We start from the raw sequence: 14666 nt of genomic DNA, 5'->3' as shown, positions 1-14666 counted from the left end.
ACCACTGGGAGGAAACATGCGCGTCCTGTTCACCAGCTCGGCCGGGCTCGGCCACCTGTTCCCGATGATCCCCACCGCCTGGGCGCTGCGCGCGGCCGGGCACGAGGTGCGGGTCGCCACCACCGGCGGCGCGGCCACCGCCGCGGCCAACGCGGGCCTCACCGTGGTCGAGTCGTCTCCCGGCGTCGACTGGGAGGTCGAGGTCCAGCGCGTGATGAAGGAGCGCTTCGGCGACGAAGGCATGCCGGCCGCCCAGCCCGGCCAGCCGCGGCCCGACATCATGGCCCACGCGGGCTTCATGTTCGCCCACATGGCCGACCTGGCCACTGACGAGACCATCCGCCAGGCCCAGCTGTGGCAGCCGGACCTGGTCGTCTACGACCTGACCGACGCGGTCGGCCCGATGGTGGCCGCCAAGCTCGGCATCCCCTGCGTGCAGCACGGTTTTGGCCTGACCAACGCCAGCGACCTGTTCGAGGGGATGCTGCCCAACCTCGGCGGCACCTTCGACCGGCTGGGCATCGACGGCCTCGCCGACCCGGTGACCGCGATCGACCTGGCCCCGCCGAGCCTGGAGGGCGAGCTCAACGGCATCAGCACCCGCTACGTCGCCTACAACGGCGGCGCGGTGCTGCCGGAATGGCTCTCCGGGCCCAAGGAGCGGCCGCGGATCGTGATCACCATGGGCACCGCGATGGCGGTCATGGTCGGCCTCGGCCCGTGGCGGGCCATCCTGGACGCGGCCGCCGAGGCCGACGCCGAGCTGGTGCTGGCCGCCGGGTCCACCGACCTGTCCGGCCTCGACCTGCCCGCGCACGCCAGGGTGATCGAGTACGTGCCGCTGAGCGCGCTGCTGCCGGTCTGCGACGCGCTGGTGCACCACGGCGGCTCGGGCAGCACGCTCACCGCGGTGGCCTCCGGCGTGACCCAGCTGATCGTGCCGCAGGGCGCGGACCAGTTCTACAACGCCGAGCGGATCGACAAGCGCGGCGCGGGCCTGAGCGCCGAGCACGAGGGCGTCACCGGCGAGCAGCTGCACCGCCTGCTGCACGACGAGAAGCTCAAGGCCACCGTGGCCGAGGTGCGGGCGGAGATGGCCGCGATGCCCAGCCCGGCCGCGCTGGTGCCGCGGCTGGTGGAGATCGCGGGACACTGACCCCCTGAATGGTTCCGGCGGGCGGGCGTCCTTGGGGGCCGCCCGCCGCCGGGGCCGCGACCGGGGAGTGGCCAGGCGGTTCGCCAGGATCACCGAGCTGATCAGCGACGAGGCCGTCCGGCAGCGGAGCTGGCCACCCCGGCCACGGGAACGGCCGCGGATCGTGGTCACCATGGGCACGGTGCTGGCCATGGACGAGGAGCCGTGGCGGAGCATCCTGGCCGCGGCCGGGGACACCGGCGCGGGACTGACCGCGGAGGGCGTCGGCGTGACCGCGGACCAGCTGCACCGGCTGCTGCACGACGTGGCGATCCGGACCGCGATCGCGGAGGTGCGGGCCGAACTGGACGCGATGCCCAGCCCGGCGGAACTGGTGCTGGCCCTGGCGGCCATTGCTCAAACTTGAGTATGTTGGTGGCATGCGCGTTCTGCTGACAAGCACCCCTGGTCTCGGTCACCTCTTCCCGCTGATCTCCACCGCATGGGCGCTCCGGGCCGCCGGGCACGAGGTGCGGGTGGCCACCACCGGCTCCGCGGCCACCGCGGCCGCGAACGCGGGCCTGACCGTGGTCGAGGCCGCGCCAGGAGTGGACCTGGACGCCGAGATCGCCCGCCTGGTCGCCGCCGAACCCGAGCCGGAGCTCGACGAGCAGTCCCGGCCGGACACCATCGCGCTGGCCGGCCGGTACTTCGCGCTGTTCGCGGAGCTGATGCTGGCCGAGTCGCTGCGCCAGGCCCGGCTGTGGCAGCCCGACCTGGTGGTCTACGAGCTGTGCGACGCGACCGGTCCGATCATCGCCGCCAAGCTCGGCATCCCCTGTGTGGCACACGGGTTCGGCTTCAGCGGCGGGCACGGGCTGATCGAGCTGATCCACGCCAACCTCGGCGAGCCACTGGCGGTGCCGGAGACCGCGCTGGACCTGGCCCCGCCGAGCATGCACGGCGGCCTCAAGGGCATCAGCACCAGGTACGTGCCCTACAACGGCGGCGCGGTGCTGCCAGCCTGGCTGGACCAGCCGAGGGAGCGGCCGCGGATCGTGGTCACCATGGGCACCGTCGACCAGGGCAGCGCGGACCTGAGCCCGTGGCACAGAATTCTTGATGCGGCACAGGGCCTGGACGCCGAGCTGGTGCTGGCCGCCGGACCGTGGGACCTCTCCGCGCTGGAGCTGCCCGAGCACGCCAGGGTGATCGACTACCTGCCGCTGACCGCGCTGCTCGCGCGCAGCGACGCGGCCGTGCACCACGGCGGCTCCGGCAGCACGCTGACCGCGCTGGTGGCCGGGATCCCGCAGCTGCTGATGCCCTACGGCGCGGACCAGTTCATCAACGCCGACCTGGTGGCCAAGCGCGGTGTCGGCCTGGTCGCCGAGCACAGCGGGGTGACCTCGGCGCAGCTGGCCGGACTGCTGCACGACGCCGAGCTCAAGACCGCGGTGGCCGAGGTCCAGGAGGAGATCGCGGCCCTGCCCAGCCCGGCGGAACTGGTGCCGCACCTGGAGGTCATCGCGGGCCGCTGAGCACGTAGAGCACCGCGCCGAGGCCGAGCAGCGCGGCGAACAGGCTGGTCCACAGCGGCAGCCGCCCGTCCCACCGGCGGGCCGACCCCGGCAGGTCGGCCCGGACGAGGCGGTACCGCCGCCGCAGGTCCCAGCTGACCAGCCCGGCCACCGGCCCGGCGACCAGCACGATGCCCGCGGCCAGCGCCGGACTCCGGTGCGCGGCCAGCCGGACCAGCACCAGGCTCGCGCCCAGGAAGGCCAGCAGGGTGCGCCGCCAGGCCAGCACGGTGCGTTCGGGTTGCAGGCCGGGGTCGATCACAGCAGCACCAGCAGCACCGCGGCCAGCCCGGCCAGCACCAGTACCGCGCCCAGCAGCGGCAGCAGGACCGATCCGGGCAGCGGCAGGCCCAGCCGCATGGCACGTTCGGCCGCGGCCCAGCGGAAGAAGGCCACGCCCGCGCACAGCACGCCCGCGAGCAGCAGCGCCACCGCCAGCACGGTGCGCACCGGACCGTGGCCGGGCTGGCCGACCGCCTCCACCGCCACCCCGCCGGCCATCAGGGCGAGGGAGGTGCGGATCCAGGCGAGGAAGGTGCGCTCGTTGGCCAGGGTGAAGCGCGGATCGGGCTCCGAACCCGCGTCGTACACACCGCGGGGCCAGCGTCGCGAGGTCACCGCAACACCCTAGAACGAGGTGTTGGGCGTTGCGCGGATGCGAGAAGCTGAGGCCAGGTCGCGCCGCCCGGGGGGACGGGGCGGCCTGGCTGGGTGGGAGCAAGTTCGAGGGGAAGTTCGGGCGGTGTGCCAGGGCAACGGGCACACCGCCCGAGCTAGTTCTCAGGTCAGGCCTGGACCTGGTTGTAGAAGGTCTGCGCGTTGCTGTCGAACAGCGTGCCCCAGGTGGTGGTGCGCCGGTCGGAACGGCTGTTCACCGCCCAGATCTGGTCGTTGGCGTTGAGCCACGCGCCACCGCTCTGGCCACCGATGCCGTTGCAGGCCAGCGTCGCGTCATAGGTCTGCACGCGGGCCTGGCCGCCGCAGTTGTAGCTCTGCTGACCGGTGTACGGGGACTCGGCCGGGTAGCCGTAGAGGGTGGACTGCTGGGCGCGCTTGTCGTTGAACACGATGCTCTTCGCGCCGACGGTGTCGGTCAGGCTCTTGCCCGCCTGCGGGGTCACGGTGAAGGCCGCGTAGTCGTAGGCGAAGTCCCGCTGGCTGCTGGAGGTCCACCGCGCCGGGATGTGCAGCTTGGCGGCCGGCCAGGTGCCGTAGGGACGGGCGTTGTTCAGGTACGCGGGCAGGAAGGTCACGTTCGCCGAGGTGTTGCCGCCGTACTGCAGGCAGTGCGCCGCGGTCCAGACCAGGTTCTTGTTGGCCGCGACCACCGAGGTGGCCGAGCAGCTGGAGTTGCGGCCGCCGGTGGTGAACAGCAGCCGGCCCTGGCTGCGCATCTTCTCGGTGGTGTACGGGCCGGGGACCGGCTGGATGGTCGCCTGCGGCCCGGCGGCGGACAGGCCGCCGGTGCTGCTCATGTCCGGGCCGGGCATGGGCATCGGGTTGTTCAGCGCGTCCTTGATCCGCTCCGGCGTCCAGTAGTCAGCGGTCTGCTGCGCGGACACCTCCTGGGTGGGACTGGCGGCGGCCTGGCTGACCGGGATCACGGCCAGCGCGGCGGCGCAGGCGCCAAGGGCGAACAAGCGGGTGAGCTTCATCGGAAGTTCCTTCCACCTCATGTGCAGGGGGCATGAGGACTCCGACGCTAGGAGGCGCACGCGGCGGGCGGGCAGGGTCCGTTCGGTGGTGGCCATTCAGTGAATGGACGCAAAAACCTGGCCAAAGGTCGGTGTACTAGCCGGTTGCCCTTGACCAGGTATCGGGATTCTTCCTAGGTTCGACGGTAGAGATCCGATGAATGCGCTTACCCATTGCACAGAGGGGTGCTGGGATGGACGGTGCGGGCGAGGTGACCCGGCGCGGGCTGCTGGGCGGTGCGCTGGCCGGCGTGGCGGGTGTGGTGGCCGCACCCGCCGCCCTGGGCGCACCAGGCCCGGCCGTCCCCGCCGAAGCCGTGGGCAGCGGCTCGGCAGGGGGCGGCTGGGTCGGTGGCCCCGACGAGCGCGGCTGGACCGAGTTCCTGGCCGGCAGCGACCTGCGCTGGCGCAGACTGCCCACGACCTGGGCCGAAGGTCCGTTCCTCGGCAACGGTTTCCTCGGCTCCGGCATCTACGCCCCGCCCGGCGGCAACAGCATCCGGTTCAACGTGCAGCACTCCGAGGTGCAGGACCACCGGCCCGAGTTCGGCGCGCTGTTCGGTCTGGCCCGCATCCCGATCGGTCACCTCGCGCTCACCCCGGTCGGCGCGATCACCGGCGTGGACTGGCGGCTGGACCTGGACAAGGCCGAGCTGCGCGGCATCATCACCACCGCCGCGGGCAGCATCGCCCTGCGTGCGATCGTCCACAGTGGACGGTCAATTCTCGCGGTCGAGCTGACACTCACCGCGGGCGAGCGCGAGCTGACCTGGACCTTCCACCCGGCCAAGGCGATCAGCCCGCGCACCGACCCGCGCTTCAACAAGCCCGCGCCGCCGGGTTTCCGGCCCAACCCGGACCCGGTGCTGGAGCAGCACAGCGACACCCGGCTCGCGGTGCAGCCGCTGCTGGCAGGCGGCGGCCACGTCACCGCCTGGCGCGAGGTGAGCAGGGGCAGCCGCCGCACCCTGTTCGCCACCGTGGCCTGGGCCCATCCCGGCACCCCGCCCAGGGCCAGGGCGCTGCACGCGGTCCGCTCGGTCAGCCCGTCGCTCGACGGCTTCGCCCGCGACCACCGGCGCTGGTGGCGGGAGTACTACCGCAAGAGCTTCCTGTCCGTGCCGGACGCCCGGTTGCAGAGCTTCTACTGGATCCAGCTCTACAAGATCGCCGCCGCGGCCCGCGCGGACGCCCCGGTGATGGCCACCACCGGCCCGTGGCTGGAACCGACGCCCTGGCCCGCCACCTGGTGGAACCTCAACGTGCAGCTGGAGTACTGGCTGATCCACGGCTCCAACCACCTGGAACTGGACGCGGTCACCCGCAGCCTGGACCGGCACCGGGACGCGCTGCGTGAGCAGGTCGACGCGGCCTACCGGGACGGTTCCTACGGCGTGCCGCGCACCACGGACATGTTCCTGCGCAACGGATCCGGCACCGGCACCGCGGGCTACGGCATCGGCGTGCCCGGCCGGGCCGAGCCGACGCCGGAGGTCGGCAACCTGGTCTGGGCGCTGCACAACGTGTGGCTGTCCTACCGGCACACCATGGACGAGCACCTGCTGCGCGAGGTGCTGTTCCCGCTGCTGCGCGGCGCCATCCGGTACTACCTGCACTTCCTCACCCCCGGCCCGGACGGACGGCTGCACCTGCCGTTCACCTTCTCCCCGGAGTACGGGGTCAACGCGCCGGACTGCACCTACGACCTGGCCCTGCTGCGCTGGGGCTGCAAGACGTTGCTGGCGGCGGCCAAGACCCTGCGGGTGGCCGATCCGATGACCGGGCGCTGGCGGGAGGTGCTGGCCAAGCTGGCCGACTACCCGGTGGACGCCAACGGCTACATGATCGGCGCGGGCGCGCCGTTCGCGAAGTCGCACCGGCACTACTCGCACCTGTTGCAGGTCTACCCGCTCTACGAGGTCACCTGGGAGCAGCCGGAGCACCGGAAACTGATAGAGACCTCGCTCGAGCACTGGATCAGCTTCGAGGGCGCGCTGCAGGGCTACAGCTTCACCGGCGCGGCCTCGATCTCCGCGCAGATGGGCCGGGGCGAGAAGGCCGAGTTCTACCTGGGTGAGCTGCTGCGCCGCTTCGTCAAGCCGAACACCATGTACGCCGAGTCCGGCCCGGTGATCGAGACGCCGCTGTCGGCGGCCCAGTCCCTGCACGACATGCTCTGCCAGAGCTGGGGCGGGGTGATCCGGGTGTTCCCCGCGGTCCCGGCCGGCTGGCGGGAGGCGGTGCTGCACGAGTTCCGCACCGAGGGCGCGTTCCTGTTGTCCGCCAAGCGTTCCGGCGGTGCGACCCAGTGGGTGCGGCTGCGCAGCGAGGCCGGTGCGCCGTGCCTGCTGCGGCCGGGCATCGAGGGCGAGCTGGTGATCAGGGACCGCTGGGGCCTGCCCAAGCGCTGGAAGGACCTGGGCGGCGGCGCCATCGAGATCGCGCTGCGCCGGGGTGAGGAGGTGCTGGTGCACCGCAAGGGCGTGCGTCCGGATCTGGCCATCAAGCCGGTGACCCCGAACACACCCGCCGAACCCTGGGGACTAGGTCGGGCGTGGTGAATCTTGTACGCGATCGCCGGGCCCAGCCCGCCCCTGGCGGCACCGCCGGCACGGCCACGTACAACACCGGTACGAGGCCGCCCCGGCGGCACCGCCAGGAACGACCTGGACTCCGGCGCTCACGCACAAGATTCACCACGCCCGACCTACCTGCATAACGAACCGATGCCGGGTTCACAGCTTTTTCTCAGACCGCTCACACCAACGCTTCAGCACGGGATGATTGATTGTGAAGTGCGGGGCGATCGGGGCGCCCCGTCCAACTTCCTCCGGCAGCAGGGGCCGGAGGATGTGTGTCCGGCAGCAGGGGCCGGACACAGGTGCGAGCGGCTCACCTGCTCGCAGTACAGGTGAGCCGCCCGCGCGCGCGTTAGCTCCTGAGCGCCCGTGCGAACGGGCGGGTGTGCGGGTTACGGCAGCGGCAGGTCCTGGCCGCCGGCGAAGGTGAACAGGTCACCGGTCTCGGCGAGCATGGTGCAGCTGTTGGGGAACTTGCCCTGCCAGCTCAGCTCCTTGCCGCGGTAGGTGCCCTTGGCGGTCACCGTGCGCGGGTGGTAGTCGAGCGTGCAGGCGTAGCCGTCCTTCGGGGCGAGCTTGGCGATGTCGCCGTGCGCGCGGGCCAGGGAACGGCAGGCGCGGGTCGGGCTCGGGTGCGTGCCGAGCGCCGGGTTGCAGCCCAGGACCGCGGTCTCGTCCGGCAGCAGGGAGTCCTGCTCGCCGTAGGCCACCGACAGCGTCATCGCCGTGACGTCCAGACCGGAGTTGGTCGCCGCGGTGGCGGCGGGGGTCATCGCGAACAGCGCGGCTGCGGTCAGCGCCGTGCTGGCGAGTAGGTGTGAGGTACGCATAGTGCGAACCGGTCTACCGGACTCGCGCGCGGCCGCCGAGGTCTGCACTGCCGGGTCCGCCGGATCGCGTGACACCCGGTCGTGGATGTTCACTCTCCGTTGATGCGGAACACGTGTCCCGCGCGGGTCGCGAACTCACAGGGATTGCCGAAGAAGACCTCTTCGTTCACCGGACGGCCCTGCCAGTGTCCGCGCGCGGTGGCCTTCTTCGGGCTCTCGATGTGGTCGGTGCAGGCGGTCTCGGTGTCGCCGACCTTGCGCACGTCGCCACCGGCCCTGGCCAGGTCGGCGCAGGCGAGCCCCGGCGTGGGGTGCGTGCCCTCGTCCGGGTCGCAGGTCAGCGTGACCTCGTCCAGCGCGTTCGCGGTCTCGGCGTGCTCCAGGGTCAGCGTGAGCGAGCTCTGCGGCGGCGGGGTGAGCAGTCCGGGGACCAGCAGGCCGGTGGCGGCCAGCAGGGGCAGGAGGGTGGGGAGGGGCATGCCTTCGATGGTGCCGCGCCGGGGGTGGCGAAACGCCGCTTCCCCGGCGGGACCACCGGATCGTGCTTCGACTTCAGTCCACAGTGGACGCGTGGTCACCCAGGGTCGCGACCGCGTCCTTGATGGCCCGCTGAGCCACCGCGAACAGCCCAGCGCCCAGGGAGATCCGGGCCACGCCGAGCGCGGCCAGCTCCGGCACGGACGGGCCGTCGAAGTAGTAGTGCACGTTCACCGGGCCGGGCACCGCCGAGGTGAACTCCTTGATCTGCGCGGGATCCCGCAGGCCGATCGGGTACACGCAGTCCGCGCCCGCGGCCAGGTAGGCCCGGCCGCGTTCGATCCCCTCGGCCAGTTTGTCCTGCGGGGCAACGGAATCCCGGATGAAGCAGTCGATCCGCGCGTTCAGCACGAACGGCCGGTCGGCGGACTTGACCGCGGTCAGCCACTCCACCTGCTCGGCCAGCGGCCTGAGCCCGCCGCGGTGGTCGCCGTCCTCCAGGTTGCAGCCGACCGCGCCCGCCTCGAACAGCGCCGAGGTGAACTCCGCGGCGGAGAGGCCGTAGCCCGCCTCCAGGTCCGCGGTCACCGGCGCGGTGGTGGCAGCCGCGATCGCGGCCACCCCGGCGAAGGCGACCGCGGGCGGCATCGAGTTGTCATCCGGGTAGCCGGCGGCCGCGGCCACCGCGTAGCTCGAGGTGGCGACCACCGGGAAACCCAGGCCCTCGACCAGCCGCGCGGTGGCCGCGTCCCAGGAGTTGGCCAGCACCAGCGGTTTCCCCGGCACGTGCAGCGACTTCAGCAGCGCGGCCTGCGCGGTGAGGTCACGCATGCGGGCGCTCCACCTTGAACGGCAGCTCCTGGGTCACGTTGAGCATGTTCCAGGCGTTGATCACCACGATCGCGTACACCACCTTGGCCAGGGTCTCCTCGCCGAAGACCCGCAGTGCCTCGGCGTAGACCTCCTGGGGCACCCCGGCGTGGTTGTTGATGCCGGTGACCGCCTCGGTCAGCGCCAGCGCGGCCCGCTCGGCCTCGGTGAACACGCCGGCGGCCTCCCGCCAGGCGGCCACCAGGCCGAGTCGCTGCTGGGTCTCGCCCATCGCGGCCGCGTCCCTGATGTGCATGTCCAGGCAGAAGGCGCAGCCGTTGAGCTGCGAGGCGCGGATCTTGATCAGCTCGCCGATGGTCTTGTCCAGGCCGGAGTCGGCCACGGCCTGGTTGAAGGCCAGCATGGCCTTGTAGCCATCCGGCCAGGACTTCCCGAAGAGTGCTCTGTTGTTGCTCACGAGACCAGCCTAAGTGGAACTGGTCCACAAAACTGGACCAGTGAACGGCAAGTAATCTGGACCAGTGGCCGAGCTCCATCTGGACCTGGAACCCGGGCTGACCCGGCACATCGCCATCGGCCGGGCGCTGCGCGCGGCGATCAGGGACGGCAGGCTGCGCCCCGGCGACCCGCTGCCCTCCACCAGGGTGCTGGCCGCCCAGCTCGGCGTGGCCAGGGGCACCGTGGTGGAGGCGTACGCGCAGCTCACCGCCGAGGGCTGGCTGCGCAGCCGCCAGGGCGCGCCGACCGTGGTGGCCGCCGCCCCCGCCCTGGACCCGCCGACCGCGCACCGGCCCGCCGAGCAGGGCCCGCGCTGGGACTTCCGGCCAGGCGAGCCGGACACCTCGCTGTTCCCCGGCGCCGCCTGGCTGGCCGCGCTGCGCACGGTGCTGCGCAGCGCGCCCGCGGAGGTCTTCCGCTACGGCGACCAGCGCGGCCGGATCGAGCTGCGCACCGCGCTGGCCGGATACCTGGCCCGCGCGCGCAAGGTGCTCTGCCCGCCGGAGCGGATCGTGGTCTTCAGCGGCTTCTCCCCGGCGCTGCGGGTGCTGTGCGAGACCTTCCAGCAGCTCGGCATCGGCGAACTGCACATGGAGGAGCCCTGCCTGTACCGGCACCGGGACGTGGTGACCAAGACCGGCATGGGCATCCGGCCGACCCCGGTGGACGGCGAGGGCCTGACGGTGGGCGCGCTGACCGGCCGCGCCGCGCTGGTCACCCCCGCGCACCAGTACCCGCTGGGCTACACGCTGAGTCCGTTGCGGCGCAAGCAGATCGTGGACTGGGCCCGGCGGGTGGACGGGTACGTGGTGGAGGACGACTACGACGGCGAGTACCGGTTCGACCGGCAGCCGGTGGGCGCGCTGCACGAGCTGGACCCGTCCAGGGTGATCTACGGCGGCACCACCTCGAAGCTGCTCGCCCCCGGCATGCGGCTGGGCTGGCTGGCGCTGCCCGCCCGGCTGGTCGACCCGGTGGTGGACGTGCTGACCAACCAGACCGTGCCCGCGCTGGACCAGCTCGCGCTGGCCGAGCTGATCACCAGCGGCCGGTTCGACGCGCACATCCGGCGCACCCGCACCGCCTACCGCCGCCGCCGCGAACACCTGGTGACCACCCTGGCCGACCTGCCCGTCGGCGCGGGCCTGACCGGCATCTCCGCCGGTCTGCACGCGGTGCTGGAGCTGCCGGAAGGCCTTGACCTGGAACGGGAACTGGTCGCCAGGGGCGCCCGGCGCGGGATCGCGCTGGAGGGCCTGGAGCCGTACTGGCACGGCGAGCCGAGGCGAACGGGCCTGGTGCTGGCCTACAGCCGGGTCCCGGCCGCCCAGGCCCGCCGCTCGGTGGAAGCCCTCAACAAGCTCCTGCGCGGGAGCTAGACCTCGATCACCTGGCCGGACCGGCTGGACGCGTAGGCGGCCTCGATGATCTCCGCCGTGGTCACCCCGTCCAGCGCGCTCACCGGCGGCGGCGCGCCCTCGGTGAGCGCCTTCACGATGCCCGCGTAGTAGTGCTGGTACCCGCCGGGCTCGGTGCGCACCGGCTGGAAGTCGCCGACCGAGCCCACCCGGCCCCAGGCCTCCTCCGGCTCCTCGCCCCAGCCCGGACCGCCCGGGGTCGCGCCCTGTTTGAGCAGCTCCTCCTGCGGGTCCATGCCGTGCTTGACATACGCGCCTGCGTCGCCGAGCACCCGAAACCGCGGGCCCAGGTCGGCGGCCAGCGCGCTCATCCACAGCTGGGAGCGCACCCCGCCGTGGTGGGTGAGGGCGAGGAAGGCGTCGTCGTCGGCGACCGCGCCGGCCCGGCGCACGCCGATCTCGGCGTAGACCTGGACCGGCCGCCCGAACAGCGCCACCGCCTGGTCGATCAGGTGGCTGCCCAGGTCGTGCGTGATGCCGCCGGCGTCGGCCGGGTCGGCACTTTCCTTCCAGGCTTTCCAGTTGGTGCTGGGATCGGGCCGCCAGCGTTCGAACCGGGATTCGAAGCGGGTCGGATTTCCGATTGCTCCCTCAGCGAGAATTCGCCGCACGGTAAGGAAATCCCCGTCGTAGCGGCGGTTGTGGAACGGCGCGGCCAGCAGTCCGCGGCTCGCGGCCAGGTCGGCCAGCGCGGCGGCGTCGGCCGCGGTGGCCGAGAACGGCTTGTCCACCACCACCGGCAGCCCGTGCCGGAGCGCGGCCGAGGCGTTGGCGTAGTGCTCCCGGTTCGGTGTGGAAATGACCGCCAGGTCGAACTCGTCGTGGCGTACCAGCAGGTCATCCAGGCTGCGGATGATCTCGGTGTCCGGATAGCGCTCGCGCACCGCCTGCTGCCGCTGCGGGTTGCCGGTGACCACCGCGGCCAGCCGCAGGCCGGGGGTGCTGTCCAGGAAGGGGGCGTGGAAGGCCGAGCCACCCAGCCCGTAACCCACCAAAGCCGCGCGCACAGTCATGGGATCAGCCTAGGTCGTGTCCTAGGAGCCCACGCGTGCCCGCGCCCGCGCGCGCGGAAACACGGTCGGTGGTAGGGGCAGGTTTTCTTTCATGGGGGAGTTACCTCCCCTCTTTGGCCCCAGCCCTGGCTTTGCCCAAAATCCCGACCTAGCGTCATGGTTGTGACAGCAACTCTTGAATCCCCGGTGCAGCCCAGTGCGCCCAAGCCGATGTTCGACGGTGAACGCTCAGCTGCCTCCTACCTGGGCGTCAAGATCTTCGTCATCCTTCCCTTCCTCGCTCTCATCGCCGCGGTCCCGCTGGCCTGGGGCTGGGGCCTGAGCTGGCTGGACATCGGTCTGGCGCTCGGGTTCTACGCGATCAGCGGCCTCGGCGTCACGGTCGGCTTCCACCGGCTGTTCACCCACGGTTCCTTCCGGGCCAACAAGCCGCTGCGGGTGGCGCTCGCGGTCGCGGGCACCATGGCCGTGCAGGGCTCGCCCACCGACTGGGTGGCCGACCACCGCCGCCACCACGCCTTCTCCGACAAGGAGGGCGACCCGCACTCGCCGTGGCTCTACGGTGACTCGCCGCTGGCCCTGGCCAAGGGCTTCTGGCACGCGCACATGGGCTGGATGTTCGAGCGGGAGAAGACCAACCTGGACCGGTTCGCGCCGGACCTGATGGCGGACAAGAGCATCCGCGCGGTCGACCGGCTGCTGGTGCCGATCACCACGGCCAGCTTCATCCTGCCCGGCATCCTCGGTGGCCTGATCACCTGGTCCTGGTGGGGCGCGCTGACCGCGCTGTTCTGGGCCGGGTTCGTCCGGGTGTCGTTCCTGCACCACGTGACCTGGTCGGTGAACTCGATCTGCCACATGATCGGCGACCGCCCGTTCAAGTCCAAGGACAAGGCGGCCAACTTCTGGCCGCTGGCGATCCTGAGCTTCGGCGAGTCCTGGCACAACCTGCACCACGCCGACCCGACCTGCGCTCGCCACGGCGTGCTGCGCGGTCAGCTCGACATCTCGGCCCGCACGATCTGGATCTTCGAGAAGCTGGGCTGGGCCACCCAGGTTCGCTGGCCCACCCCGCGCCGCCTGGCCCGGATCACCAAGGGTCAGGACGACTGAACCACAGCTCCACCGCCTCAGCTGGGCCGTCGGCTCCTTCGGGACCGGCGGCCCACGCTATGTGCCCGTCCGGCCGGATCAGCAGCGCCGCGGCCGGCGGGTTCCCGGTCTTGGCCGACACCACCGGCACGCCCTCGGCCCGGTACTCCTGCTCGCTCAGGTTGAGCAGCAGGCCCTTGCCGGGCCGGAGCAGCTCGGCCAGCCGGACCGGTTCGCCGTCGAGGGCCAGCGGCAGGTCGGCGAGGAAGGTGCCGGTCAGCGGGTGCGCGCCGGGCAGGTCGTAGGACAGCGTGGTGCTGGTGGTGATCGCGGCCAGCCGGTCGTTGACCTCAGGGATGTCCAGCAGGCCGTCCAGCAGCTCGCGCAGCGCGGTGACCTGCTCACCCGGCCTGGCCAGCGCGAACTGCGCCCTGGTGTTGGTCAGCACCCGTTCGGCGGCCGGCCTGCGCTCCCGCTCGTAGGTCTCGAGCAGGTCCGTCCGGCCGCGCAGGGCGGCGAGCAGTTTCCAGCCCAGGTTCATCGCGTCGCCGAAGCCCAGGTTGAGGCCCTGGCCGCCGAAAGGCGCGTGCACGTGCGCGGCATCGCCGGCCAGCAGCACCCGGCCGGCGCGGTAGGTCTCGGCGATCCGGCTGTTGTCCCGGAACCGGGACAGCCAGCGCGGGGAGTGCGCGCCGAGGTCGGTGCCGATCACCGCACGCAGGGCCGCCCGCAGCTCCTCCAGGGTCGGTTCGCCATGCTCGGGCCCCGGCTGGTCGAACAGCGTGGGCACCACCCGGTGCAGGCCGTCGCCGAGCGGGCCGATGAAGATCATGCCGGTGTCGGTGCGGGTCATGCCGGTCCGCGGTGGTTCCTCGGTGAGCACCACGTCGCCGAGCAGGCTGGCGGTCTCGCCGGTGCTGCCGGGGAAGCCGATCCCGGCCAGCTTGCGGACCGTGCTGCGGCCGCCGTCGCAGCCGACGAGGTAGTCCGCGGTCGCCGTGTATGTCCCTTGTGGACTGTCCACAGTGACCTGAACGCGGTCGGCGTCCTGGGCGAGCGCGGTCACCGTGTGGCCGCGGCGCAGGTCGGCGCCGAGCCGGGTGGCGTGCCGGGCGAGCAGGTGTTCGGTCTCGTGCTGCGCGATCCGCAGCACGTACGGGTGCGCGGTGGGCAGGCGGTCGTAGGTCAGCCAGGTTGGCAGGCCGCTGAAGTGGCCCGCGCCCCAGCGGTGCGCGTCGGAGGGCAGGTGGTCCAGCAGTCCGCGCTGGTCGAACAGGTCGAGGGTGCGGCCGCCGATGCCGAAGGCCTTCGAGAAGGTGCTGGGCTCGGCGAGCCGTTCGAGCAAGGTGACGGACGCGCCGCCCAGGCGCAGCTCGGCGGCCAGCAGCAGGCCGATCGGTCCGGCGCCGATGACGAGCACGTCGGAGTGGGATTTCGCGAAGTTCATGTAGTTCCCCAGAGGTGATCCCTCGGCCGGGCGCTCAGATGGCCGGGCCGGGTGCTGCGGATCAAGCTAGCC

General features: G+C 72.0%; 15 protein-coding genes. 6 read left to right on the top strand and 9 right to left on the bottom strand.

Going from position 1 to position 14666, the window contains the following annotated elements:
* The first annotated feature begins 16 nt into the window (after positions 1–16).
* The 3 genes from M8C13_RS30500 to M8C13_RS30490 all read left to right on the top strand — a co-directional run bounded on the left by M8C13_RS30500 (position 17) and on the right by M8C13_RS30490 (position 2676).
* Positions 17–1156 carry a nucleotide disphospho-sugar-binding domain-containing protein gene (locus tag M8C13_RS30500; RefSeq protein ID WP_252484198.1) on the top strand — a complete coding sequence of 380 codons (1140 nt, stop codon included), beginning with the start codon at positions 17–19 and terminating at the stop codon, positions 1154–1156.
* 67 nt (positions 1157–1223) lie between these two features.
* Positions 1224–1562 (top strand): hypothetical protein, encoded by a 339-nt coding sequence (locus M8C13_RS30495; RefSeq protein ID WP_252484197.1) that lies wholly within the window; start codon positions 1224–1226, stop codon positions 1560–1562.
* A 13-nt stretch (positions 1563–1575) separates the two neighbouring features.
* Positions 1576–2676, top strand: coding sequence for a glycosyltransferase (locus M8C13_RS30490; protein ID WP_252484196.1), 1101 nt, complete (start codon positions 1576–1578; stop codon positions 2674–2676).
* Here M8C13_RS30490 and M8C13_RS30485 read toward each other — a convergent pair.
* From M8C13_RS30485 to M8C13_RS30475, 3 genes are all read right to left on the bottom strand, one after another.
* On the bottom strand, positions 2660–2977 hold the full coding sequence (locus M8C13_RS30485) for a DUF202 domain-containing protein (RefSeq protein ID WP_252484195.1): 318 nt from the start codon (positions 2975–2977) through the stop codon (positions 2660–2662). The two genes, M8C13_RS30490 and M8C13_RS30485, sit on opposite strands and share 17 nt — an antisense overlap.
* On the bottom strand, positions 2974–3333 hold the full coding sequence (locus tag M8C13_RS30480; protein WP_252484194.1) for a DUF202 domain-containing protein: 360 nt from the start codon (positions 3331–3333) through the stop codon (positions 2974–2976). The genes M8C13_RS30485 and M8C13_RS30480 overlap by 4 nt, the downstream gene beginning before the upstream one ends.
* Positions 3334–3500: 167 nt before the next feature.
* Positions 3501–4370, bottom strand: coding sequence for a serine protease (locus tag M8C13_RS30475; RefSeq protein WP_252484193.1), 870 nt, complete (start codon positions 4368–4370; stop codon positions 3501–3503).
* Between the two features lie 233 nt (positions 4371–4603).
* Between M8C13_RS30475 and M8C13_RS30470 the strand changes: the two genes are divergently transcribed.
* Positions 4604–6970, top strand: a complete 2367-nt coding sequence (locus tag M8C13_RS30470) for a Tat pathway signal sequence domain protein (RefSeq protein WP_252484192.1) — start codon at positions 4604–4606, stop codon at positions 6968–6970.
* A gap of 410 nt (positions 6971–7380) precedes the next feature.
* Here the strand turns inward: M8C13_RS30470 and M8C13_RS30465 are convergent, their stop codons facing one another.
* From M8C13_RS30465 to M8C13_RS30450, 4 genes are all read right to left on the bottom strand, one after another.
* Positions 7381–7818 carry an SSI family serine proteinase inhibitor gene (locus tag M8C13_RS30465; RefSeq protein ID WP_252484191.1) on the bottom strand — a complete coding sequence of 146 codons (438 nt, stop codon included), beginning with the start codon at positions 7816–7818 and terminating at the stop codon, positions 7381–7383.
* An 89-nt stretch (positions 7819–7907) separates the two neighbouring features.
* Complete coding sequence (locus M8C13_RS30460; protein WP_252484190.1) at positions 7908–8297, bottom strand: SSI family serine proteinase inhibitor; 390 nt, start codon at positions 8295–8297, stop codon at positions 7908–7910.
* Between the two features lie 73 nt (positions 8298–8370).
* Positions 8371–9126: an isocitrate lyase/phosphoenolpyruvate mutase family protein gene (locus M8C13_RS30455; RefSeq protein ID WP_252484189.1), complete on the bottom strand. Its 756-nt coding sequence runs from the start codon at positions 9124–9126 to the stop codon at positions 8371–8373.
* A complete protein-coding gene (locus M8C13_RS30450) occupies positions 9119–9583 on the bottom strand; it encodes a carboxymuconolactone decarboxylase family protein (RefSeq protein WP_252484188.1) in 465 nt (154 codons plus the stop codon). The genes M8C13_RS30455 and M8C13_RS30450 overlap by 8 nt, the downstream gene beginning before the upstream one ends.
* Before the next feature lie 64 nt (positions 9584–9647).
* On the opposite strand from M8C13_RS30450, the gene M8C13_RS30445 reads away from it, so the two are divergent.
* Positions 9648–11003, top strand: a complete 1356-nt coding sequence (locus tag M8C13_RS30445; RefSeq protein WP_252484187.1) for a PLP-dependent aminotransferase family protein — start codon at positions 9648–9650, stop codon at positions 11001–11003.
* Here the strand turns inward: M8C13_RS30445 and M8C13_RS30440 are convergent.
* Entirely contained in the window at positions 11000–12055 is a 1056-nt protein-coding gene (locus tag M8C13_RS30440) for a Gfo/Idh/MocA family oxidoreductase (protein WP_252484186.1), read from the bottom strand. The two genes, M8C13_RS30445 and M8C13_RS30440, sit on opposite strands and share 4 nt — an antisense overlap.
* Before the next feature lie 162 nt (positions 12056–12217).
* Between M8C13_RS30440 and M8C13_RS30435 the strand changes: the two genes are divergently transcribed.
* A complete protein-coding gene (locus M8C13_RS30435; protein WP_252484185.1) occupies positions 12218–13168 on the top strand; it encodes an acyl-CoA desaturase in 951 nt (316 codons plus the stop codon).
* Here M8C13_RS30435 and M8C13_RS30430 read toward each other — a convergent pair.
* Entirely contained in the window at positions 13146–14594 is a 1449-nt protein-coding gene (locus tag M8C13_RS30430) for an FAD-dependent oxidoreductase (RefSeq protein ID WP_252484184.1), read from the bottom strand. The genes M8C13_RS30435 and M8C13_RS30430 overlap by 23 nt on opposite strands.
* Between the last annotated feature and the right edge of the window lie 72 nt (positions 14595–14666).

Source organism: Crossiella sp. SN42 (assembly GCF_023897065.1).
Classification (GTDB): Bacteria; Actinomycetota; Actinomycetes; order Mycobacteriales; family Pseudonocardiaceae; genus Crossiella.
Note: the sequence above shows the minus strand (reverse complement) of the source record. Positions and strands in the feature narration are given on the sequence as shown.